Raw genomic sequence first — 19,696 nt, 5'->3', positions numbered from 1 at the left:
GACGTCTCTCTGTCTCAGGCTGGGTCAGGCGCGGATCAGATCGGGCTTCGATACCCAAACCGGCGTGGGAAAGAACAGTTCCAAGAGCGACTTAGCCGCCGATAGCGGCGCAGTGCGAAAATTTTCGCAGCCGCAGCGCGTCAGCGAAAGGATCATGGCCGGCATGCCGGCGACATTCGGGACCGACGCCGAATGGCGCACGGAACTTGTCGGCCTCGCCCCGCATGCCGACGAGGTGGAGGCCAGGATCAGCCGAAGCATAGCAAGCGGAACAACTGTTTCGGCGAAAGGTTCTTCACTCGAAGTCAGCAATGGAGAACGCTATGGACCCGCGCGACAAACAGCGGCCTGCAAAGACCGGCGAAACCGGAGCGCCGACCATCGAACAGCAGGACTGGGATGCTCTGGAGGGCGGCAGAATCCTGCCTGACAGCGTCGCAGTCAACGGCGACCCGCAGGATGATGCCGAAGCGGAAGGCGACCTCCCGGAAGAGGATGACGACAACCCCTTCCAGGACAGCGATGAAGCGTTGCCTGATGACGAAGAAGAACGCGTCCTGTCGAGGGACCCGTCCAAGGAAGGTAGCCGCTTCGACGAGGTCTAGAAGGCGACCGGTACTGTGCTCCGCAAGCAGGCGCGCCGGCGATGCGCCACCGGTGAAAGGGTCGACTGTTCCGCTGTCGGAATGGAGACCGCCCACCATTCGGTGGCGGCTTGAGCACGCCTGGCGGCTTCATTTCGCGCAAAGCCGCACCTCACCGCCGCCCTCTCGGTGCGGCGGAACATACTGCCCCCCGAAAGGTTGAACATCCAAGCGATAGCCAGCCGAGTTCCACCATGAATCCCTCCACCACCGACCATGTCGAAATCCGCAAATACAACCATCCAACCGGCGGGTGGGGATCGCTGAAGTCCTTGATCCGCAAGGCACGCGGCGAAGGGCTGCTGATGTCCGGCATCTGGAGCACGCTGCTCAAGCAGAACAAGGCCGACGGCTATATGTGCGTCTCCTGCTCCTGGGCGAAGCCCGCCGAGCCACGGCCGTTCGAATTCTGCGAGAACGGCGCCAAGGCGACGATCTGGGACCAGACCAAACGGCGCTGCGGCCCGGAATTCTTCGCCGCCCACTCCGTCAACGAACTGCTGGACTGGCCTGATCACGATCTTGAAAAGCAGGGCCGGCTGGTCGAGCCGATGCGCTACAACGAAGTCAGCGACAAATATGAACCGGTCTCGTGGGAGGCCGCGTTCCGCGACATCGGCGAAGAGCTCCGTAAGCTCGATCCGAAATCGGTCGTGTTCTACACCTCGGGCCGCGCCTCACTCGAGGCATCGTTCATGTATCAGCTGTTCGCGCGCATCTACGGCTCGTGCAACCTGCCGGACTCGTCCAACATGTGTCACGAGTCGACTTCGGTCGGCCTGCCCGAATCCATCGGCTCGCCCGTGGGAACCGTGCAACTGGAGGATTTCAGCCATTGCGACCTGATGTTCTTCTTCGGCCACAACACCGGCGTCAGCGCCCCGCGGCTGCTTCATCCGATCGAGGAAGCGCGCCAGCGCGGCATACCCGTCATCACCTTCAATCCGCTGCCGGAGCGCGGGCTAAAGCGATTCAAGAATCCGCAGGACCCGTTTGAAATGCTTTCGCCGGGGCCCGGCACCAGGATGTCGAGCGACTTCTTCCAGATTCGCGGCGGGGGCGACATCGCCGCCATGACCGGTATTGCGAAGGCAGTTCTGGCGCTCGACGACGCGGCGAAGCAGGCCGGCGCGCCGCGCGTCCTCGACACGGCTTTTATCGAGGAGCACACGCACGGCTTCTATGCGTTCGAGGCGTATCTGCGGCGCACGTCCTGGGAAAAGATCGAAGCGCGCTCGGGCATCACGCGCGCCGATCTCGAGCATGTGGCCGAAATCTACAGCAGGGCCTCGGCGGTCATCGGCAATTACGGCATGGGCCTGACACAGCACCGGCACGGGACCGAGAACGTCCACATGCTTTGCAATCTGCTCCTGATGCGCGGCAATATCGGCAAACCGGGCGCCGGTGTCTCGCCGCTTCGCGGCCACTCCAACGTGCAGGGCCAACGGACCGTCGGCATCTCCGAAAAGCCGGAACTTGTCCCGCTCGACAAGTTTGCCGAATTCTACAAGTTCGAGCCGCCGCGCGAGAAGGGCCGCGATACCGTCGAGACATGCGAAGGCGTGATCGACGGTTCGGTCAAGGCATTCATCGGTCTGGGCGGCAATTTCGTTCGGGCCGTTCCGGAAACCGGACTTGTCGAAGACGCCTGGCGGCACCTCAGATTGCATGTCCAGATCGCCACGAAGCTCAACCGCAGTCACCTGATACCGGGAGCCGTCACCTATCTGCTGCCCTGCCTTTCACGGATCGAGAAGGATTTGCAGGCTACCGGCGAGCAGCATGTCTCGATGGAGGATTCCACCGCCTGCATCCATGGTTCCTTCGGCTATCGCCCGCCGGCGGGACCCAAACTGCTCTCCGAGCCAAAGATCATCGCCGAGCTTGCGAAGGCTACGGTGCCTGGAAAGAGCTCGATCCCATGGGATGAGTGGGTGGCCGACTATTCGCGCGTGAGGAATGAGATCGAACGTTGCTTCCCGGACCATTTCAAGGACTTCAACAGACGCTTCCTGATGCCAGGGGGCTTTCATCGCGACATCAAGGCTTCCAAGCGCGTGTGGCAGACACCGAACAAGAAGGCCAACTTCAAGCCGCCGACGATGCTGGAGACGGATCCCGACATCGACGTCTCACAATCGGACGTGCTGACGCTGATCACGGTTCGGTCCAACGATCAGTTCAACACCACCATCTACGGCTACCACGATCGCCTTCGCGGCATCGACGGGACGCGGATGGTGGTGCTCATGAACGAGCACGACATCGAACGGCTGGGACTCCATGAAGGAGAAATGGTTGATCTGGAGTCCGCGGCAACCGACGGTGTCGAGCGTCGCGTGCGCGGCCTGCGTGTGACGCGCTACTCAATCCCGCCCGGAGATTGCGCGGGTTACTATCCGGAACTCAATCCCCTCATCCCGCTTTGGCACCGAGCCGAAAAAGCCCATGTGCCGGCGGCGAAATCGGTTCCGGTTCGGGTGGTCATCCCTGGATGACCCTTGCCGACGAAATCCGTGTGGCTGAAAGGCATGTCCGTGTCGGGCAACGGCATATCCGCCGTCAACGCACGATCATCTCCGATCTGGAAGCCAAGGGTTTGCCGGCCGGCGAGGCCATTCACTTCCTGGATTTGCTTGAGCAAAACCAACGCGCGCATCTCGATGAGCGCGACAGGCTTCGCCGCCTGTCACAGTCCGTCAATTGAGATGTCCAGCCGACCGACGGCCGAGAACGTGTTCGTGTTCGGCACTTTGAAAAGAGGCTTTCCGCTCCACGATGAAGGCATGTCGGGCGCGCGATTTGTCGGTCTGTGCCGAACCAAACAGCGATATCCGATGCTGATCGCAGGGCCGCGCTTCGCCCCGATGATGTTCAATGAGCCCGGGTGCGGCTTTCATGTCAGCGGCGAGCTTTATACCGTGGATGAATGCGTCCTGGCGAAGCTGGATAGCATCGAGTCAATCGGCAAGCCCGGGAACTTTCGCATCCTGATCGAGATCGATCCTGCCGTAGGCCGGCCTAGCACGCTGGCACATGTCTATATGAAGTCTCGCAGCCTTGCCGATCCGATCCACTCCGGATTGCTCGACCGCTACGAGGACCGGCGTTTCATCCGGGAGGACCCGGCACAGCCCGGCCCGCCATGTCGTCCGTGACACAAGAGTGCAGTCCGGGCGTGGCCTAGGTGAGGCACAAAGGCCAGATCCACGTTGCCCCCTGATTTGCGGCACCGCCTTGACATAGGCTGTTGATGTCGACGGCTTGAGCATTTCGCCAGAGCGGACAGAGGCTTCCAAAGCCGCTGTCGATCTCAGGCAGCCATCCAAAAACGCCAAAGGCTGCTTATTGCATTTAAGCGTCTCCCAGCGCCTTGGAAATGGCGCCGACGATTTGCCGGAGTTGTACCGGCTTCTGCAGCCGTTCGATGTCGTCGAACCGGTCGGGAATCACCTCCTCATCGTAGCCGGTGATGAAAACGAACGGGACACCGATATCCTTGAGGGAATCGGCCAGGCTGAATGACGGCCCGGGGCCGAGATTGATATCGAGCAGCACCGCATGCGGGCGCCGCTCTTCGAGTTCAGCCCTTGCAGCCCGATCGGACGGACATGGCCCGATGACTTCGGCGCCGGCGCATCGCAACGCCCGCGCCGCCTCGACGGCGATGTAATATTCGTCCTCCACGACCAGCACAGTGCGGCCGCCGAGATCAGGTCCTCCCATCATAGCCAGTGCTCCTCCAAACACCGTGTCACCCTAGGAGCGTTTTTGCTGCCTCTGGGCGACCGCCAAATTGACGCGGCGGATGACTCCTTTGTCATCTTTCCGCAATCCAGCCTCCCGCTCCAATACTGGCATCACGAATTTCAGTGGCCGATCCATTTCGGAGCGGAAAGGAATATGGCTCAGCGTCGCGAAATCTCAATGGCGGCGCATACTCAGACAGCACTTGCGTCCGTTTCCTCGCGCTCCGGATCCCGCAACGCCTGCCTGAAGGCCTCGATCAACGCCGGCGGACAGGGTTCGCCCTCATGGAGATCTTCGTAAAACGACGGGACGATATCCTTGATCGCCACTGCCGGATCGGACACAGCTGACGCGCGACAGCCGTGAAAAAGCCATAGCGTTCGGAGCGGAGATCATTTTGTTCTTCTTATTGCTCGGCAGAGCGTATTGCGGGTGAGCCCAGGCGCCCTTTCAACCGGGTCCGCCCGCGTCGCTGAAGATGTCTGCGCTCGGCACAGGCCTCCGAACAGTAACTCAGGTTAAAGCGACTCTTTCCGGTTCGGATAGATTTCAACCCCGGCTTAACCAACGATGGCAACCATAGCGAGCCGGAGGGCCCGCCTAACTCTACCCCCAGGCGAGGCGGGCCCTTTCTGCCGATCGGACCCGTGCCGCGCCGAAGCTTCCAAAGAATTTTCGCCTTCCTCTCATGGGTTAATGCGTGGCCGCGAAGCCGAGCGCAATTATCAACTGCAAGACTGTAAAAGCGCAGCTTAGGGAGGTTGCGGCGTGATCAAATATCATCCTGTGCGGCTCAACGAACTCATCGAACATAACATGGAAACGCGCCCCTCGCACCGCTCGCCGGTGTCGGTGGCCGCGGCCACTCGTGCCATCTTGACGGTGATGCCGGATTGCTCGATCGAGAGCCCGCAATTGAGCAACATGATTGCGCGATCGGCCGTAAAGCACGGCCATGCGGTGAGCTTCGACTTGATGAGCATCTGACCCGGCGACGAACGTTCAGCGTCGGAAAGCGCCGGCCAATGGCCGGCGTGTCATTTTTCGATATGTGACGCGCCAGTTCCGTGGGATCGCAAGGGCTCTTTCAAGCCTGTGACTTTCGCGCCGTAGCCGGTGCGAAAACCAGTTGCAGCCCCGTCGCGGCAATTCGTCCGTGGCGGCAAAGTCGACGGTTCCGGTGAGGTCCAGATTGAGGATGCCGGCCTCGACGCTATCCGACCGACAATTCCATCGCTTCATTGCCGGTCGCGAGAGGGCAGACCGAGCGCAGCGAGCGCTTTGGTGATATCCTGTGGCAGAATACTCCTCTTCCATCCCGAGGACAGAGCACCGGCGACCTTCTTATCCACGGGTCTGCCTCCCTTGAGGGGAGTCGCTGCCCATGCTCGACATTAACATAGGTAAGGTCATTGCCGGATCATTCTGTGTATCACGGGACAAGAGGATAAGGATGAGGCGACCTCTGATCCGCAAGCTCGAGAAATTCACCCGGCTCTCGCATGCCGACAAGGAGATGCTGGTCAAAATCTCGGCGCAACGCGTCCGGCGCTTCTCCGCCCGAGAAGACATTATCCACGAAGGCGAGAAGCCTGAATTCATCAACCTGATCAACGAGGGCTGGGCTTGCCGCTATAAGACCCTCGAAGACGGGCGCCGGCAGATCATTGCGTTTTTCCTCCCCGGCGATCTGTGCGATCTCAACGTCTTCATCCTCAAGGAAATGGACCACTCGATCGGCGCCATCACGCCGGTCGTCATTTCGGAAATTTCGCGCGCGGCCTTCGACGAGATGACGATCGGGTATCCGCGCATCACCCAGGCACTGTGGTGGGAATCGCTCGTCGCCGCTGCCATCCAGCGCGAGTGGACGGTCAACCTCGGCCAGCGCGATGCGTTGGAGCGGATGGCGCATCTCTTATGCGAGTTGTTCATTCGGCTGGAAGCTGCCGGCTGCACAACCAACAGCAGTTGCGAATTTCCGTTGACGCAGACGGAGTTGGGCGAGACGCTGGGCATGTCGACGGTCCACGTCAATCGGACGCTGCAGGAGTTGCGTGCTTCGAACCTTATTGTGCTGAAGGACAGGACGCTCACCATTCCCGATCTCCAGGCATTGCAGGACGTCGCCCTTTTCAATCCCAACTATCTGCATCTCAATCGCGAAGGCAGGCATCTCGATGCCAATGAGGAGTGATGTCCAAGGGCCCGCCCAAGAAGCCGCTTGAACGCGGCCTGGCCGATGTCAAGGCGGCCATGCGCGAGCATGCGCGTGCGGAGGCTCGACTGCGAGAGAGCGAGGAGAACCTGCGGGATTTCGGAGAGGCCGCCTCGGACGTATTATGGATCCGCAACGCCGAGACGCTGCAGTGGGAATACTTGACGCCCGCCTTCGATGCCATTTACGGGATGAGCCGTGAACAGGCCTTGGCGGGCGACAACTTCGCCACTTGGATCGATCTTATCGTACCCGAAGATCGCGAGCATGTGCTGGGCCAGATCGAGCGCATCCGCGAGGGCGAACGCGCAACCTTCGAATATCGCATATGCCGGCCGGCCGACAACGAGATACGCTGGCTGCGCGATGCGGATTTTCCGATGCGCGATGAAACGGGAAAGGTCGCCCATATCGGCGGCGTCGGCCAGGACATCACGCGTCAGCGGGAAGCCGAGGATCGGCAGCAGGCGCGCTTCGCTGAATTGCAGCATCATGTGCGTAACACGCTGGCCGTCATCCGTTCGATCATTCGGCGTACGATGGAAAAGAGCCAGTCGCTGGACGAGGCGGCGGCTCATCTGGAGGGCCGCATCAACGCTTTCGCCCGCGTGCAGGCAGCCATCACGCGCCGCCCGTCCATCAGCATCAATCTGGCGTCGATCGTCGCGGAAGAATTGCGCGCCGCAGGGGGCCGGGAAGGCGAGAACCTGACGATCAAAGGCCCGCCCGTGGCTCTGGCGCCGAAGGCCGCCGAGACAATGGGGCTGGTCATTCACGAATTGGCGACGAATGCACTGAAGTACGGAGCACTTTCAAGTCGCGCGGGCCGCACCGACATCGAATGGCAGTTGGAAGAAGACACGCTTCGCTTCGCATGGACCGAAAGCAGTCCTCATGATTTCAGGCCCGCTGAGCGGCGCGGCTTCGGCCTTGAGGTGCTGGAGCACACCTTGCCTTACGAACTCGGAGCGACGGTGGACTTGCGGATCGCTCCGAGCGGTCTCAATTTCATAGCGGTCATACCGCTCGAGGCCATCGGCATCCAGTAGCACCACGGATTATCGGGGCTGAATTGCCGCGCTGCCAATGCACTGAAAGGGAAGCGGCTCACACTTTCCTGGAATGGCCCAGATGTGGCGATACCATCAGCCGGTTTGCAAAAAGCGAGCCTCGTCCTCATCCCTCTGACGGCCACCAAGCACTCCGGCGACGGATGCGATGAAGGCGCCGATCACCAGAGACAAAGCGCCGACCAGCGCAGTCGTGGCGCTTGCCTTGCGAGCCTTATCGGCAGCCGCCTTGGCCTTGTTCTTGGCGTCCTCGACCCGCGCCAGGACGTCGTCGACGCGCTTCTGCGCATCAGCTTGTGGAAGACCCGTGCGCAACGCTACCAGGCGGGCGAGATAAGCCTTGTCGTCCGCGCTCATTTCCCCGTTCGCGGCGCCGACCGCAAGTATCCGCGATGCCTGGGCCGCGATGTCCGCGTTGTTCTGGGGCGCGCCAGCTGCGGGAGGCGCCGCAGCCGCTGCGTTGTCGGCCGGCCGGAACAGTGAATCGACGAAGTATCCGGCCAGGTCGTTGGCGGATGGCGACTGCGCCGACGAGGCCTGCGAAGCCGCGCCGGCGGCGGCGCCGCTCAACAAGCCGGTCGTGGCCTGTGCGCCTGCGCCGACAATCCCCGATATCGCCGAACCAAGAACGGTCGCCACCAGCAAGGTAGCCAAGGCCCAAGCGAGGAAGCCATGCGCGGTATCACGGAAATACACCTCGTCGGTGTGGACGTTGACCCATTTGGTGCGAAGCCGGCCGGCGATATAGCCGCCCAGCGCGGATGAGAGCCATTGCACGACGACGAGCCAGATCGCGGTCGAGACCGCAAATGTCGTCAGGGAGGCGCTGTTGCCCCAGGGCGACATCATGGTCAGCCCAAGCCCGGAGCCGACGAGCATCAGGATGACCGTAAGGGTGGCTGCCGCAAAAGCACCGGCCACAATGGGACCCCAACTGACCGCTGAACTCGACGTTTCGATCGCGGCTGGTTCATCGGCCGCGGAAAAGGCATTGGTCATCATCAGGCTCCTAACGGGCGAAAAGCATCAAAAGGATAATGATCGGGATCGGAACGCCAAGCAGCCAGAGCAGAATACCTCGTCCCATTTCTTCCTCCTGCAAATAATGTTCAGATGCCTGTATGTAATTCCCGGATTCGGCTTTCGTTCCACCGACGAACAGAGCCCGCCGGTGAAGGATGAGCGGGCGGGCTCGATCGGACGCTTGCGGCCCGAGCCCGCGCATCGGGACGCGATGTGCGCGGTCGCCGACCAAACTGAGCTTGCAGTGAGATTTCTCGCAGAACCAACGAGCGATCCCGGCAAAAATGCCGGTGTCGACATCTCCGTGCGGTCAATGCCAGCATTCAAGAATGGCCTCCACCGGCGCCACCTCGACATGATGGGAGTAGCGCTTGGTGAAGAGCTTCAGGATGTTTTCGTAGGCCTCATCGGACGTGCTGCAGATGGCATCCTCCGCAAGGATGGTTCGATAGCCCAGATCAATGGCGCCAAGCAGAGTCGCCAGGACGCACATATCGGCCTCGCCGCCGCTGACGATGATCTCCTCAACGCCTTCGGATTGAAGCACGCGAGCCAGTTCGCCGCTCAGCCAGGGTGAATAGATCGGCTTGTCGAACAGACGCGCTGGCGGGATGTAGATGGCAAGCTCGGGCAGAAGTTCGACCATCTCCTTGCCGGCTCTTGCAATCGTCATGTCGGCCCAATGCTCATAATACTGCTTCCATTGGCCGTGGCCCTCTCCCGGATTCCGCGCGGGGATGAACCGGGTGAAGATCGTGGCTTCAGGTCGCTTGCGCACCAGCCTGTGGACCTGTGGCAGGATCATTGGCAGCCATTCGACCGCCCAAGGGCCTGGCGGCGTGAACATCTGCTGCATGTCTACGCAAATATGGACGGCCTTCGCCGAGATCGGTGAGAGCGCTGCCAAAGTACTTTGCCATTAAACCGCGGCGCGTCCGATATCGCGAGAAGCAGTTCGCGTATCGAAATCCCGCGACAGGGTGGACTCTTTGATGCGGCGGGCCAAGGCGCGCATTGCCCGTGCGATCGGATACATCTTGTTGCGCTCGAATTCCATCGCCTGCGCCTCGGCCATGGCCGCGCACCGTTCCCGCTCGGCGATTTCGGGTGAGAGATTTTCGGCAGTAGATTCCATTGTGAATGTCCCGATCACTTGTCTGCCGCTAACTCGATCGGGAGCTATCCGTTCCATCCAGCCGGGCATCTGCCGCGCTTTTCGACAGGAGAGCTTGCGGCGGCGGGGGCCTCTTGCCGCGCGCAACTACAAATGATGTTTCGGCTTCCCATGCGAGAAAAATTTTATGTGGAACAAGTCGCCCGGCATGAAGTTGGTTGCCATCAACACTCACCAGGAGGGCGCATTATGCCGGCAAGAAAATCAGACTCGAAAAAAGGTCTCAATGAACTCTTTCACGACACGCTCAAGGACATCTATTTCGCCGAGAAGAAGATCCTGACCACACTGCCGAAGATGGCCAAGGCAGCTCAGGACGAGGCACTGAAAGCAGCGTTCGAAAAGCACCGCGACCAAACCGAGGAACATGTTGCGCGCCTTGAGGAAGTCTTCGACGTCATCGACAAGAAGCCCGCGGGCAAGACTTGCGCGGCCATCATGGGGATCACCGAGGAAGGCGCCGAGATCATGGAAGAATATAAGGGTTCGCCGTCGCTTGACGCTGGTCTGCTGGCGGCCGCCCAGGCAGTGGAGCACTACGAGATCTCGCGTTACGGCACGCTCAAGACATGGGCGCAGGAACTCGGCCTGACCGAAGCGGTCACCTTGCTCGACAAGACACTCAACGAGGAGAAAGAGACGGACGCCGCGCTCACCGAGCTTGCCGAAGGAGCGGTCAACGTGGCGGCGGAGGCTGCCTGACGCGCCTGGTTTTTTGAAAGCGTCACGCGTCTCAGGTCGAATGGTTTTATTCTTCTTGAAGACACGGCGATGCTCGAAGAGCTGGGGTGCCTGACCGCGCCAGCCAAATGCCTGAGCGCGGGTGGGACTAGCGTGCCGCCGCACTTGTCCATCGATGATGAACCCGCCAGGTCACGGCCTGGCGGGTTTCATTTTTTGCGGGGACCGCCAACAGCCTATCCGGGAACAAAGGCCCGCAATGGCGGTTCGGCCCCACCAAGGAGCAAAGGAGCCAGGGACTATGAGCAAGCCGATATTGCTTATTCCATTGACCGCCGCCGCGTTGATGCTTGCCCTTCCGGCCTTCGCTGCAGACGACGCGCAGACCTTCGTCAACAAGGCAGCAATCGGCGGAATGTTCGAAGTGGATTCGAGCAAGATCGCGCAGGACAACGCGAAGGATCAGCAGATCAAGGATTTCGCCAAGCGGATGATTGCCGATCACGGCGCCGCGAACGCCAAGCTGCAGAAGATCGCCGGCGAGCAGAAGTTGCAGGTACCGACGCAATCCGACGCCGAGCATAAGAGCGATCTGGAACGCTTGCAGGGCACGACGGCCTCACTGGACCAGCCCTATGTCGAGATGCAGCGCAAGGCGCATGCGGACGCAGTCGGCCTGTTCGAGGCGTACGCCAAGGATGGAGACAATCCCGCCCTCAAATCTTTCGCGGCGGAGACGCTGCCGACGTTGAAGATGCATCAGGACATGATCGAGAAGATCGCCGGCGCCAGCGCGGGCATGCCGGCGGTCAAATCGGCATCGACGCCCAAGCCACCCGCTCCTGTCCCCGGCGCGAACAGCTTCACCGAAGCGCAGGCGAAAAAGCGCATCCAGGATGCCGGCTATGCGGACGTCTCGGCACTCGCCAAGGACGAACAAGGCGTCTGGCGCGGCCAGGCGACGAAGGACGGCAAGGGCACCTCCGTTGCGCTCGACTATCAGGGCAACGTCTTTGCCGGCCAACAATAGATAGGAGAACCGACATGCAAACGATCACCGCGCTGTTCGACGACTATGACGACGCCGCTGACGCCGTGGGCGCGCTGGAGTCCACAGGCGTCCCGCCATCCGATATAAGCATCATGGCCAACAACGCCCGTGGCTGGTACCGAAACACGCAATCCCCGGCCGCCGAAGACGCCGCGAGCGGCGCCGGCATCGGCGCGGTCGTGGGTGGCGCCGGCGGCCTGGCAACGGGCCTGGGCGCCATGGCAATACCGGGCGTCGGGCCGGTGGTCGCGGCTGGCTGGCTGGCGGCAACAGCCGCGGGCGCTGTCGCCGGAGCGATTGTGGGCGGCGCCGCGGGTGGCATCATCGGCAGCCTGACGGATGCCGGAGTGCCGGAGGAAGATGCGCATGTCTATGCCGAAGGCGTCCGCCGCGGCGGCACGCTGGTGACGGCTCGCGTCGAGGACGACCTGGCCTCGGAAGCCCAGGAAGTTCTTCGCAGCTCCGCGTCGGTCAACATCGCCGACCGCCGCAGCGAATACCAGGCGGGCGGATGGGCAGCCTTCGACCCGGCTGCCGGCGACTATTCGGCCGAGGATGTCGAGCGCGAGGCCGCGCGACGGCGGGAAGCATGAGCGTCGTCGGCGCCTGCGGTGCAACAGCAAAGCCCATCATGAGTTCGGCATGAAACGGGTGCTTTTGCCGCTTCTGCTGCTGCTGGTGGTCATGGCGCTTTGTTACTGGACCTTCGTCTATGTCGGCAACGGCTGGCAAACAGCACCCCTCAAACGCACACCCGAACAAAACCAGGGCGGGAATGCGCCGCAGGACACCTCGCCGGCCGCCGGCGTCACCAAGAACCCTCGGGACGCCAGCAAGATGCCGGGCGTTCAGTAACTGGGGATGTCCCGGCTCCTATTCGCGCGGAACGAATTTGTTGAAGTGGCTGATGCTGCCTTCCGGGGTCATGTCCTGGTGAACGAACGCCAAGTTGTTGTCGTCCAGGACTTTGAAGAAATCTTCCCATTCTACCGGCGTAAGATCTTCATCGCTCGCGCCGAAATCGACCCGCAGCGTCGCGGCCTTTCCCGGCGCTGCGACGACGGCAGGCCTGCCTTCGCGCGCCTCGATCCATGCTCGGATCACTTCGTGATTTGAGGTCGTCATAGCCTCGCTCATCGCGGCCTCCTGTAGACGGTTTCCTCTCTCGAACGAAACCCGGAAGACATCCCGCTTGTTCCCATTGCGCCCTGTTTCGGGAGGCTCGCCGCAATGGAATATCCGGATACGAAGAAGGCCCGTTGCCTGCTGCGGCAACGGGCCATGGGCCTTGATGGGACCCGGATCGCTGGAGGGAGGGCGATCTTCTTTCGAACCGGCATGCGCTCCAAATGTTCCGGCAAAAGACCTGGGTTTCGGATGAAAGCGTCAGAGCTTGACGGCACCTTCCCTCGCCCATAGCCGCAGCTTGCGGCAAGCCTCGACGAACGAGCGTGCGGAACCGCCGTCTGTGAGCTCGATGAGCCCCTCGTCCGCATCGGCCGCTACCCCGGCGCTTGCCAGAAGAGGCCCGGCATCCGCGACGAAGCCGATGAACTTCAGATGCGCAAAGGCGTCGGACACGAAGTCCTTCGCGGCAGCATCCCTGGACAGCATCTCGGCGCCTTCCTCGGAAACGAGCAGCACGACCGCGTCGAAGAGAACCGACGGTCCGCCGTCGATCATGTGGTTGGCTTCGATCCAGCTGCCGTCGCCAGCCTCGACACCGCCCACCCGGGCTGCCACGATTTCCACCTTGGCGCCTTCCGCTTGCGCCGCATCCCCTATCGCCTGCAGAAGGCCGGGATCGATGCCGTCGCTGACGAGCACGCCGATCTTGCGGCCCTTGAAGCTGTCCGGCCCGTTGTTGATGATGCTGAGCGCAGGCGATGGCTCGAGATCGTCGCGTGTCGGCACAGCCGCGTCGGCGGGCGCCGGCATGGTCTTGATGCCGAGCTTGTCGGCAACCGTTGTCGCCAGCGTCTCGTCGATGTTGAGCAGATGGGAGACCATCCGCTCGCGGATGACCGGCGTCTCGACTTTGCTCAGTTCGAACGTCAAAGCCATTGCTATGTGACGCTGCTCGGGCTCGGTCTGGCTGATGAAGAACTGCCGGGCCTGGCTGTAGTGATCGGCGAAGCTCTCCGCCCGCAACCGGACCTTCTGTCCTTCCTCCGCATCGGCGAAAGAGCGGAAGCCCCGCTTAGGCGCCTCGCGCGGTCCCTCGCCCCAGGAATTCGGCTCATAGTTGGCGCGGCCGGCCGGGTTGCGCATCGCCATGTGGCCATCCTGCTGGAAATGATGGAACGGACATTTCGGCGCGTTGATGGGAAGGTGGGTGAAGTTGGGGCTGCCCAGGCGTTTGAGCTGCGTGTCGAGATAGGAGAAGTTGCGTCCCTGCAGCAGGGGATCGTTCGAGAAGTCGATGCCCGGCGGCACGTTCTGCGTCATGAAGGCGACCTGCTCGGTCTCGGCGAAGAAGTTCTCCGGCATCCGATCGAGAACAAGGCGCCCGACCGGCAACGGTTCGATGACCTCCTCTGGAATGATCTTGGTGGGATCGAGAATGTCGAAGTCGAAACTGTCGGCGAAATCCTGGTCGAAGAGCTGCACGCACAGCTCCCATTCCGGAAAATCGCCGGATTGGATGGCGTTCCAGAGATCGCGGCGGTGGAAATCGGGATCCGCGCCGTTGATCTTCACGGCCTCGTTCCAGACCACCGACTGCATGCCCAGCTTCGGTTTCCAGATGAACTTGACGAAGGTCGATTCGTCCTTGGCATTGACGAGACGGAATGTGTGCACGCCGAAGCCCTGCATAAACCGGAAGGAGCGGGGAATGGCGCGGTCGGACATGATCCACATGATCATGTGCATCGATTCCGGCGTGAGCGATATGAAATCCCAGAAATTGTCATGCGCGGATTGCGCCTGCGGAAAAGCCCGGTCCGGCTCCTCTTTAACGGCATGCACCATATCCGGAAACCTGATCGCATCCTGGATGAAGAAAACCGGGATGTTGTTGCCGACGAGGTCCCAGTTGCCTTCCTTGGTGTAGAGCTTCACGGCGAAGCCCCGTACATCCCGCGCCAGATCGAACGACCCTTTGCTGCCGGCGACGGTCGAGAAACGAACGAAGGCCGGGGTCTTCTCGCCGGGCCGCTGGAAGATGTCTGCTTTGGTGTACTTTGCGAGTGACTCGTACGTCTCGAAGAAGCCGTGGGCGCCGTAGCCGCGCGCGTGGACTACGCGCTCGGGGATGCGCTCATGATCGAAATGGAAGATCTTTTCGCGGAAATGAAAATCCTCGATCAGCGTCGGACCGCGTTCGCCGATCTTGAGCGTGTTGTGATCATCGGAAACCGGAGTTCCAAGCGCAGTCGTCAAGACCTCGGCATCGCCTTCGGCCGTCTGATGCAGTTCGCCGCCATTGCCGCGGACAAGTTTCTGGTCATGAATCTCGGCCACGGCTGTAGCGTCGGCCGGCGAAGCTTTTTTCGGCATAATCGGTGTCCCTTGTGCTCGCTGAAATGATGTTGCCGAACGAGCAATCGGGGCGAATGTTCCAGCCGGTACGGCGGGGCAGACCCTGGCTTGAGCTATCTCGGAACGGCGTCCGACCCTTCCCCCGTTCCGCTTGCCCGGGAACGGTTTGGCGCCGCTCGCAAGGATGCGCGAGCGAGCACCTCTCTCGGCGCCGGGTTGCGAGATTTTCGGCGCAACCAGCGCGGCAGGAACTCGGCCATCAGGCTTTGAATGAGGCTCTTCATCCGATTGCCCATGCAAGTCTTCACAGGCGAACAGATGCCCGCCCTAATTGTTCCGGGTTGGCGCGATGTCGCCACGCGACGTCGTCAGTTGAAAGTCAATTCGGACGGGACTTTTGCGCATGCAACGCAATCGCGGCGTCGAGCTTTCGCGCCAATTCCAGCATTCGAGAAGGCGCGTCCTCGACTATCAGCATCTCCAACGCGACGATCGTCTCGCGTTCTGGCTTTGTTGTCTCGGACAGTTCCTGTTCCGATCTCAGTGCTTCTCGAACCTTTCGTGCCACGGCCGCGCCCTAACATGGGTTAATGCCTGCTCACTAACCCACTGATGGAGAAAAGGTTCCTGCTTCGCCCGTCCGCTGGAGCGGCGAACTTCCCTTCCGCTGTCGGGGTCGGCCAGGAATTTCTTCAGCCGCCTCCTCAAAGGCACCACACTGGATGCGCAGTCGAATTGGTTCCCTGTGGCCGTCGGCCCGGTCCGATTCAATGAGGGAACCAACCGCAACCTTGCTGGTTCGGGCAGCAACAGCGGAGCCTCGCCATGCCCAATGCAGCCGAAATCCTCGTCGACACCTTGATTGCCTGGAATGTCGAAGTCGTCTTCGGCCTTCCCGGCGACGGCATCAACGGCGTCATGGAGGCGCTGCGCAAAAACCAGGACAGGATATCCTTCGTCCAGGTGCGGCATGAGGAATCGGCCGCGTTCATGGCCTGCGCCTACGCCAAATGGACCGGCAGGCTCGGGGTGTGCCTTGCGACGTCCGGCCCTGGCGGCACCCACCTTCTGACCGGCCTCTACGACGCCAAGCTCGACCAGGCGCCGGTGCTGGCAATCACGGGCATGCAGTTTCACGATCTCATCGAGACATTCACGCAGCAGGACGTCGATCTCACCCGCGTCTTCAATGACGTCAGCGTCTACAATGTCCAGGTCTCGGACGCGGCGCATATGGAGAACGTGGCGAGCCTCGCCTGCCGTACGGCGCTCGCCCGCAAGAGCGTGGCGCATCTTTCCATCGCCAGCGATATCCAGGAACAGCCCGCCGACGCGGCCAAACGGTCCAAGCGCAACCGGCCGGCACATACGCCGCAGGACATGTTCGCTCCTCACTGTCTCGCGCAAGATGCGGAGTTGGACAAGGCAGCGGCCCTTCTCAACGACGCGGGGCGCGTGGCGATCCTGGCGGGACGCGGGGCGATCGGCGCGGCGGCGGAGCTCGAAGAGACCGCGCGGCTGCTGCAGGCGCCGATCGCCAAGGCGCTGCTCGGCAAGGCGGTGTTGCCGGACGACCATCCCTATACCACTGGCGGCATCGGCATTCTGGGCACGCTGCCGTCGCAGGAGGCGATGGAGACGTGCGACGCCATCCTCATCGTGGGATCGACCTTCCCCTATATCGAGTACTATCCGCAACCAGGCAAAGCCCGTGGCGTCCAGATCGATTGCGACGCGCAGCGTATCGGACTGCGCTTCCCCGTCGAGGCCGGGCTGGTCGGCGACGCGGCCGAAACCTTGCGCGCCCTCAATAAGCGATTGAAGCAGAAGGACGACGGCGCGTTCCTGGCAACCGCACGGAACTCGATGCAAAAATGGCGCGAGATGATGCGTCAGTCCGAAGACGGCTCGGCCCATCCGCTCAAGCCGCAACGCATCGCGCGCGCCTTCGGCGAACGCCTCGCCGAAAACACGGTGCTGGCAACCGATTCCGGCCAGAACACGGAACTCGCCGCGCGCCATGTCGATCTGCGCATGGGGCAAGCTTTCGGCGTTTCCGGCGCGCTTGCCTCCATGTCCTGCGGTCTCAGCTATGCGATCGCCGCAGGCATCGCCTTTCCGGGCCGCCCGATCGCGGCCATCGTCGGCGATGGCGGTCTTGCCATGCAGCTCGGCGAGTTTTCCACGGCGGTGCGCTATGGCATCCCGTTGAAACTCCTGGTCATCAAGAACAACATGCTGAACCAGATTGCCTGGGAACAGATGATGTTTCTCGGCAACCCGCAATTCGGCTGCGAGCTGCAGCCGATCGATTTCGCCAAGGCCGCCGAGGCGATGGGCGGAAAAGGCTTCAGCATCGAGCGGGCGGATGATGTCGAGCGCGTGCTTGACCAGGCGTTCGCCACCAGCGGCCCGGTGATCATCGAGGCCCTGGTCGACGCCTATGAACCGATGATGCCGCCGAAAATGCCACCTGATTACGCTGAGAACTTCCGCAAGGCGCTGCCGCAGAGTCCGGGCCACGGCGAGATTGAGGAAAACGTCGCCCGCGAGCCTGCCAAGACCATGATGGAGGCGGGAGAATAGGAGAGAATTCCGATGCTCGATCTTTCCCGCGAGCGCCGTCGGATGGTCGATGTTCATCTCGGTCGTCGCGGCATCCGTGATCGGGAAATCCTGGCGGCGATGCGCGAGGTCCCCCGCGAAGCCTTCGTCGATCCTGGCTACGAAGAATTCGCCTATGAGGACGGACCATTGCCGATTGCGGAGGGGCAGACCATATCGCAGCCCTACATCGTCGCCTTCATGCTGGAAATGGCGCAGATCCGCCCGGGCGACCAGGTGCTCGAAGTTGGCACGGGATCCGGCTACGCGGCCGCGGTCATGAGCCGCATCGTCGACCATGTCTACACGATCGAACGGCATGCGGCGTTGGCCGAGACAGCACGGCGGCGCTTTCAAAAGCTAGGCTATGGCAACATCGACGTTCGGACCGGTGACGGCACCAAAGGCTGGCCGGAAGCGGCGCCCTTCGATGCCATCGTGGTCGCAGCGAGCGGACCGGGCGCCCCACTAGCCTTGCAGCAGCAGCTCGATGTCGGGGGCAGGCTGGTCATCCCTGTGGGCGACGATCCGGACGAACAGCGGCTGCTCAAGGTAACTCGCACCGGCGCATCGACTTACAGCGAGGAGGATTTCGGCGGGGTGCGCTTCGTCCCGTTGATCGGCGAACAGGGCTGGCGCGAGGAGAGCCGCCCAGGAATTGCGCGCGCGATACCGCTTGCCCGCCCGCGCAGCCTGCCGGAGATGATCGCGGCAGCGGCCGAGCCGCTTTCCGACTTCGACGATCCCGCCTTTGCCGAAGCGTTCGACCGGTTCGCGGACCGGCGGATTGTCCTGCTCGGCGAGGCCAGCCACGGCACGTCCGAATTCTACCGGGCGCGCGCGGCGATCAGCAAAAGGCTGATCGAGAGGCACGGCTTCACCATCGTTGCGGTCGAGGCCGATTGGCCCGATGCCGCCGCGATCGACCGCTATGTCCGCGGCCGCGGCGCCTCGTCCGGCGCCGCCCGACCGTTCCAGCGCTTTCCCACCTGGATGTGGCGCAACACCGACGTCGCGGCATTCGTGGAATGGCTGCGCGGGCACAATGACAAGGTCAAGGCGTTCCAGCCGCAAGCAGGCTTCCATGGCCTCGATATCTACAACATGCGCGGCTCGATCGCCGCCGTCCTGGACTATCTCGACCGTGTCGACCCGGAAGCGGCAAAGGTTGCGCGGGAGCGCTATGGCTGCCTGACGCCGTGGCAGACCGAACCGTCGACCTATGCCCGGGCCGCGCTGACCAAAGGCTATCGCGAATGCGAGGAAGCTGTCCTCGAACAATGCCGCGACATGCTTGCAAGGCAGCTCGATCATGCCGGCGAGGACGGCGAGGAACTTTTCGATGCCGCGCAGAACGCCCGGCTCATTGCCTCCGCCGAGCGTTACTACCGCACCATGTACTATGGCGGATCTCAGTCCTGGAATTTGCGCGACACGCATATGTTCGAAACGCTGGAGCGCATTCTCGACGCGCGGGGACCGAACGCCAAAGCCGTGGTATGGGCGCACAACTCCCATATCGGCGATGCGCGTTACACCGAAATGGGAATCTCGCGCGAGGAAGTGAATATCGGCCAGCTCTGCCGCCAGCGCTTCGGCGATGCCGCGGCGCTCATCGGTTTCGGCACGCATGCAGGCACTGTCGCCGCGGCGACCGACTGGGACGGCGAGATGGAAATCAAGTCGGTGCGGCCTTCGCGCGAGGACAGCTACGAGCGGCTCTGCCACGACGCCGGCATCGGCCGGTTCCTGCTTGACCTCGGGCGCGACCCGAAGCTGCGCGACCGTCTGACCGAGCGCCGTCTGGAGCGCTTCATCGGCGTGATCTACCGGCCGGAAACAGAGTTGCACAGCCACTATGCCGACGCTTCGCTTGCGCGGCAGTTCGACGCCTTCGTCTGGTTCGATGAAACCAGCGCAGTCACGCCGCTCGGACCCGAGCACGCGGCCGAAGGCGTACCCGAAACCTATCCATTCGGCGTTTGACGCCGGAAC

General features: G+C 62.0%; 20 protein-coding genes. 13 read left to right on the top strand and 7 right to left on the bottom strand.

The window, feature by feature from the left end; translation table 11 throughout:
* Positions 1-24 precede the first annotated feature (24 nt).
* The gene (locus tag MJ8_RS08680; RefSeq protein ID WP_201413996.1) at positions 25-165 is read right to left on the bottom strand and encodes a hypothetical protein; all 141 of its coding nucleotides are present in this window, start codon (positions 163-165) and stop codon (positions 25-27) included.
* A 158-nt stretch (positions 166-323) separates the two neighbouring features.
* Between MJ8_RS08680 and MJ8_RS08675 the strand changes: the two genes are divergently transcribed.
* The 4 genes from MJ8_RS08675 (at position 324) to MJ8_RS08660 (ending at position 3,805) form a co-directional block, all read left to right on the top strand.
* Positions 324-605 carry a hypothetical protein gene (locus MJ8_RS08675; RefSeq protein WP_225248197.1) on the top strand — a complete coding sequence of 94 codons (282 nt, stop codon included), beginning with the start codon at positions 324-326 and terminating at the stop codon, positions 603-605.
* A 233-nt stretch (positions 606-838) separates the two neighbouring features.
* A complete protein-coding gene (locus MJ8_RS08670) occupies positions 839-3,145 on the top strand; it encodes an FdhF/YdeP family oxidoreductase (protein ID WP_201413995.1) in 2,307 nt (768 codons plus the stop codon).
* Entirely contained in the window at positions 3,142-3,354 is a 213-nt protein-coding gene (locus MJ8_RS08665) for a hypothetical protein (RefSeq protein WP_201413994.1), read from the top strand. Before MJ8_RS08670 ends, MJ8_RS08665 begins: the two co-directional genes overlap by 4 nt.
* Complete coding sequence (locus MJ8_RS08660) at positions 3,284-3,805, top strand: gamma-glutamylcyclotransferase family protein (RefSeq protein WP_225248196.1); 522 nt, start codon at positions 3,284-3,286, stop codon at positions 3,803-3,805. The genes MJ8_RS08665 and MJ8_RS08660 overlap by 71 nt, the downstream gene beginning before the upstream one ends.
* Before the next feature lie 196 nt (positions 3,806-4,001).
* Here the strand turns inward: MJ8_RS08660 and MJ8_RS08655 are convergent, their stop codons facing one another.
* Positions 4,002-4,376 carry a hypothetical protein gene (locus MJ8_RS08655; protein ID WP_201413993.1) on the bottom strand — a complete coding sequence of 125 codons (375 nt, stop codon included), beginning with the start codon at positions 4,374-4,376 and terminating at the stop codon, positions 4,002-4,004.
* A 789-nt stretch (positions 4,377-5,165) separates the two neighbouring features.
* On the opposite strand from MJ8_RS08655, the gene MJ8_RS08650 reads away from it, so the two are divergent.
* From MJ8_RS08650 to MJ8_RS08640, 3 genes are all read left to right on the top strand, one after another.
* Positions 5,166-5,384: a hypothetical protein gene (locus MJ8_RS08650; protein ID WP_201413992.1), complete on the top strand. Its 219-nt coding sequence runs from the start codon at positions 5,166-5,168 to the stop codon at positions 5,382-5,384.
* A gap of 466 nt (positions 5,385-5,850) precedes the next feature.
* Positions 5,851-6,594 (top strand): Crp/Fnr family transcriptional regulator, encoded by a 744-nt coding sequence (locus MJ8_RS08645; RefSeq protein WP_201413991.1) that lies wholly within the window; start codon positions 5,851-5,853, stop codon positions 6,592-6,594.
* Positions 6,594-7,664: a sensor histidine kinase gene (locus tag MJ8_RS08640; protein WP_201413990.1), complete on the top strand. Its 1,071-nt coding sequence runs from the start codon at positions 6,594-6,596 to the stop codon at positions 7,662-7,664. The genes MJ8_RS08645 and MJ8_RS08640 overlap by 1 nt, the downstream gene beginning before the upstream one ends.
* Before the next feature lie 96 nt (positions 7,665-7,760).
* Here the strand turns inward: MJ8_RS08640 and MJ8_RS08635 are convergent, their stop codons facing one another.
* The 3 genes from MJ8_RS08635 to MJ8_RS08625 all read right to left on the bottom strand — a co-directional run bounded on the left by MJ8_RS08635 (position 7,761) and on the right by MJ8_RS08625 (position 9,783).
* On the bottom strand, positions 7,761-8,684 hold the full coding sequence (locus MJ8_RS08635) for a hypothetical protein (RefSeq protein ID WP_201415361.1): 924 nt from the start codon (positions 8,682-8,684) through the stop codon (positions 7,761-7,763).
* 334 nt (positions 8,685-9,018) lie between these two features.
* The gene (locus MJ8_RS08630; RefSeq protein ID WP_225248195.1) at positions 9,019-9,615 is read right to left on the bottom strand and encodes a cysteine hydrolase family protein; all 597 of its coding nucleotides are present in this window, start codon (positions 9,613-9,615) and stop codon (positions 9,019-9,021) included.
* A 12-nt stretch (positions 9,616-9,627) separates the two neighbouring features.
* The gene (locus tag MJ8_RS08625; protein WP_201413989.1) at positions 9,628-9,783 is read right to left on the bottom strand and encodes a hypothetical protein; all 156 of its coding nucleotides are present in this window, start codon (positions 9,781-9,783) and stop codon (positions 9,628-9,630) included.
* A 288-nt stretch (positions 9,784-10,071) separates the two neighbouring features.
* On the opposite strand from MJ8_RS08625, the gene MJ8_RS08620 reads away from it, so the two are divergent.
* The 4 genes from MJ8_RS08620 to MJ8_RS08605 all read left to right on the top strand — a co-directional run bounded on the left by MJ8_RS08620 (position 10,072) and on the right by MJ8_RS08605 (position 12,469).
* The gene (locus MJ8_RS08620; protein ID WP_201415359.1) at positions 10,072-10,584 is read left to right on the top strand and encodes a ferritin-like domain-containing protein; all 513 of its coding nucleotides are present in this window, start codon (positions 10,072-10,074) and stop codon (positions 10,582-10,584) included.
* Between the two features lie 280 nt (positions 10,585-10,864).
* The gene (locus MJ8_RS08615; protein ID WP_201413988.1) at positions 10,865-11,593 is read left to right on the top strand and encodes a DUF4142 domain-containing protein; all 729 of its coding nucleotides are present in this window, start codon (positions 10,865-10,867) and stop codon (positions 11,591-11,593) included.
* Between the two features lie 14 nt (positions 11,594-11,607).
* Positions 11,608-12,207, top strand: a complete 600-nt coding sequence (locus MJ8_RS08610) for a hypothetical protein (protein ID WP_201413987.1) — start codon at positions 11,608-11,610, stop codon at positions 12,205-12,207.
* Positions 12,208-12,256: 49 nt separating this feature from the next.
* Positions 12,257-12,469, top strand: a complete 213-nt coding sequence (locus MJ8_RS08605) for a hypothetical protein (RefSeq protein ID WP_201413986.1) — start codon at positions 12,257-12,259, stop codon at positions 12,467-12,469.
* A gap of 18 nt (positions 12,470-12,487) precedes the next feature.
* On the opposite strand, the gene MJ8_RS08600 is transcribed toward MJ8_RS08605, so the two are convergent.
* Together MJ8_RS08600 and MJ8_RS08595 are read right to left on the bottom strand one after the other, a co-directional pair.
* The gene (locus tag MJ8_RS08600) at positions 12,488-12,751 is read right to left on the bottom strand and encodes a hypothetical protein (protein ID WP_201413985.1); all 264 of its coding nucleotides are present in this window, start codon (positions 12,749-12,751) and stop codon (positions 12,488-12,490) included.
* 249 nt (positions 12,752-13,000) lie between these two features.
* Positions 13,001-15,115 (bottom strand): catalase, encoded by a 2,115-nt coding sequence (locus MJ8_RS08595; protein ID WP_201413984.1) that lies wholly within the window; start codon positions 15,113-15,115, stop codon positions 13,001-13,003.
* An 807-nt stretch (positions 15,116-15,922) separates the two neighbouring features.
* Between MJ8_RS08595 and MJ8_RS08590 the strand changes: the two genes are divergently transcribed.
* Positions 15,923-17,683, top strand: coding sequence for a thiamine pyrophosphate-dependent enzyme (locus MJ8_RS08590; protein WP_201413983.1), 1,761 nt, complete (start codon positions 15,923-15,925; stop codon positions 17,681-17,683).
* 12 nt (positions 17,684-17,695) lie between these two features.
* On the top strand, positions 17,696-19,687 hold the full coding sequence (locus MJ8_RS08585) for a protein-L-isoaspartate(D-aspartate) O-methyltransferase (RefSeq protein WP_201413982.1): 1,992 nt from the start codon (positions 17,696-17,698) through the stop codon (positions 19,685-19,687).
* Positions 19,688-19,696: the final 9 nt, after the last annotated feature.

Source organism: Mesorhizobium sp. J8, from assembly GCF_016591715.1.
Taxonomy (GTDB): domain Bacteria; phylum Pseudomonadota; class Alphaproteobacteria; order Rhizobiales; family Rhizobiaceae; genus Mesorhizobium.
The sequence above is the reverse complement of the archived record's forward strand: the minus strand, read 5'-3'. Positions and strand labels throughout refer to the sequence as shown.

Bases quoted from the DNA above. Each gene is read 5' to 3' on its own strand.
- MJ8_RS08640 (WP_201413990.1), top strand. From the start codon at position 6,594: ATGTCCAAGGGCCCGCCCAAGAAGCCGCTTGAACGCGGCCTGGCCGAT.
- MJ8_RS08590 (WP_201413983.1), top strand. From the start codon at position 15,923: ATGCCCAATGCAGCCGAAATCCTCGTCGACACCTTGATTGCCTGGAAT.
- MJ8_RS08680 (WP_201413996.1), bottom strand. From the start codon at position 165: ATGCCGGCCATGATCCTTTCGCTGACGCGCTGCGGCTGCGAAAATTTT.
- MJ8_RS08620 (WP_201415359.1), top strand. From the start codon at position 10,072: ATGCCGGCAAGAAAATCAGACTCGAAAAAAGGTCTCAATGAACTCTTT.
- MJ8_RS08645 (WP_201413991.1), top strand. From the start codon at position 5,851: ATGAGGCGACCTCTGATCCGCAAGCTCGAGAAATTCACCCGGCTCTCG.
- MJ8_RS08635 (WP_201415361.1), bottom strand. From the start codon at position 8,684: ATGACCAATGCCTTTTCCGCGGCCGATGAACCAGCCGCGATCGAAACG.
- MJ8_RS08625 (WP_201413989.1), bottom strand. From the start codon at position 9,783: ATGGCCGAGGCGCAGGCGATGGAATTCGAGCGCAACAAGATGTATCCG.
- MJ8_RS08585 (WP_201413982.1), top strand. From the start codon at position 17,696: ATGCTCGATCTTTCCCGCGAGCGCCGTCGGATGGTCGATGTTCATCTC.
- MJ8_RS08665 (WP_201413994.1), top strand. From the start codon at position 3,142: ATGACCCTTGCCGACGAAATCCGTGTGGCTGAAAGGCATGTCCGTGTC.
- MJ8_RS08595 (WP_201413984.1), bottom strand. From the start codon at position 15,115: ATGCCGAAAAAAGCTTCGCCGGCCGACGCTACAGCCGTGGCCGAGATT.
- MJ8_RS08670 (WP_201413995.1), top strand. From the start codon at position 839: ATGAATCCCTCCACCACCGACCATGTCGAAATCCGCAAATACAACCAT.
- MJ8_RS08655 (WP_201413993.1), bottom strand. From the start codon at position 4,376: ATGATGGGAGGACCTGATCTCGGCGGCCGCACTGTGCTGGTCGTGGAG.
- MJ8_RS08675 (WP_225248197.1), top strand. From the start codon at position 324: ATGGACCCGCGCGACAAACAGCGGCCTGCAAAGACCGGCGAAACCGGA.
- MJ8_RS08600 (WP_201413985.1), bottom strand. From the start codon at position 12,751: ATGAGCGAGGCTATGACGACCTCAAATCACGAAGTGATCCGAGCATGG.
- MJ8_RS08605 (WP_201413986.1), top strand. From the start codon at position 12,257: ATGAAACGGGTGCTTTTGCCGCTTCTGCTGCTGCTGGTGGTCATGGCG.
- MJ8_RS08610 (WP_201413987.1), top strand. From the start codon at position 11,608: ATGCAAACGATCACCGCGCTGTTCGACGACTATGACGACGCCGCTGAC.
- MJ8_RS08615 (WP_201413988.1), top strand. From the start codon at position 10,865: ATGAGCAAGCCGATATTGCTTATTCCATTGACCGCCGCCGCGTTGATG.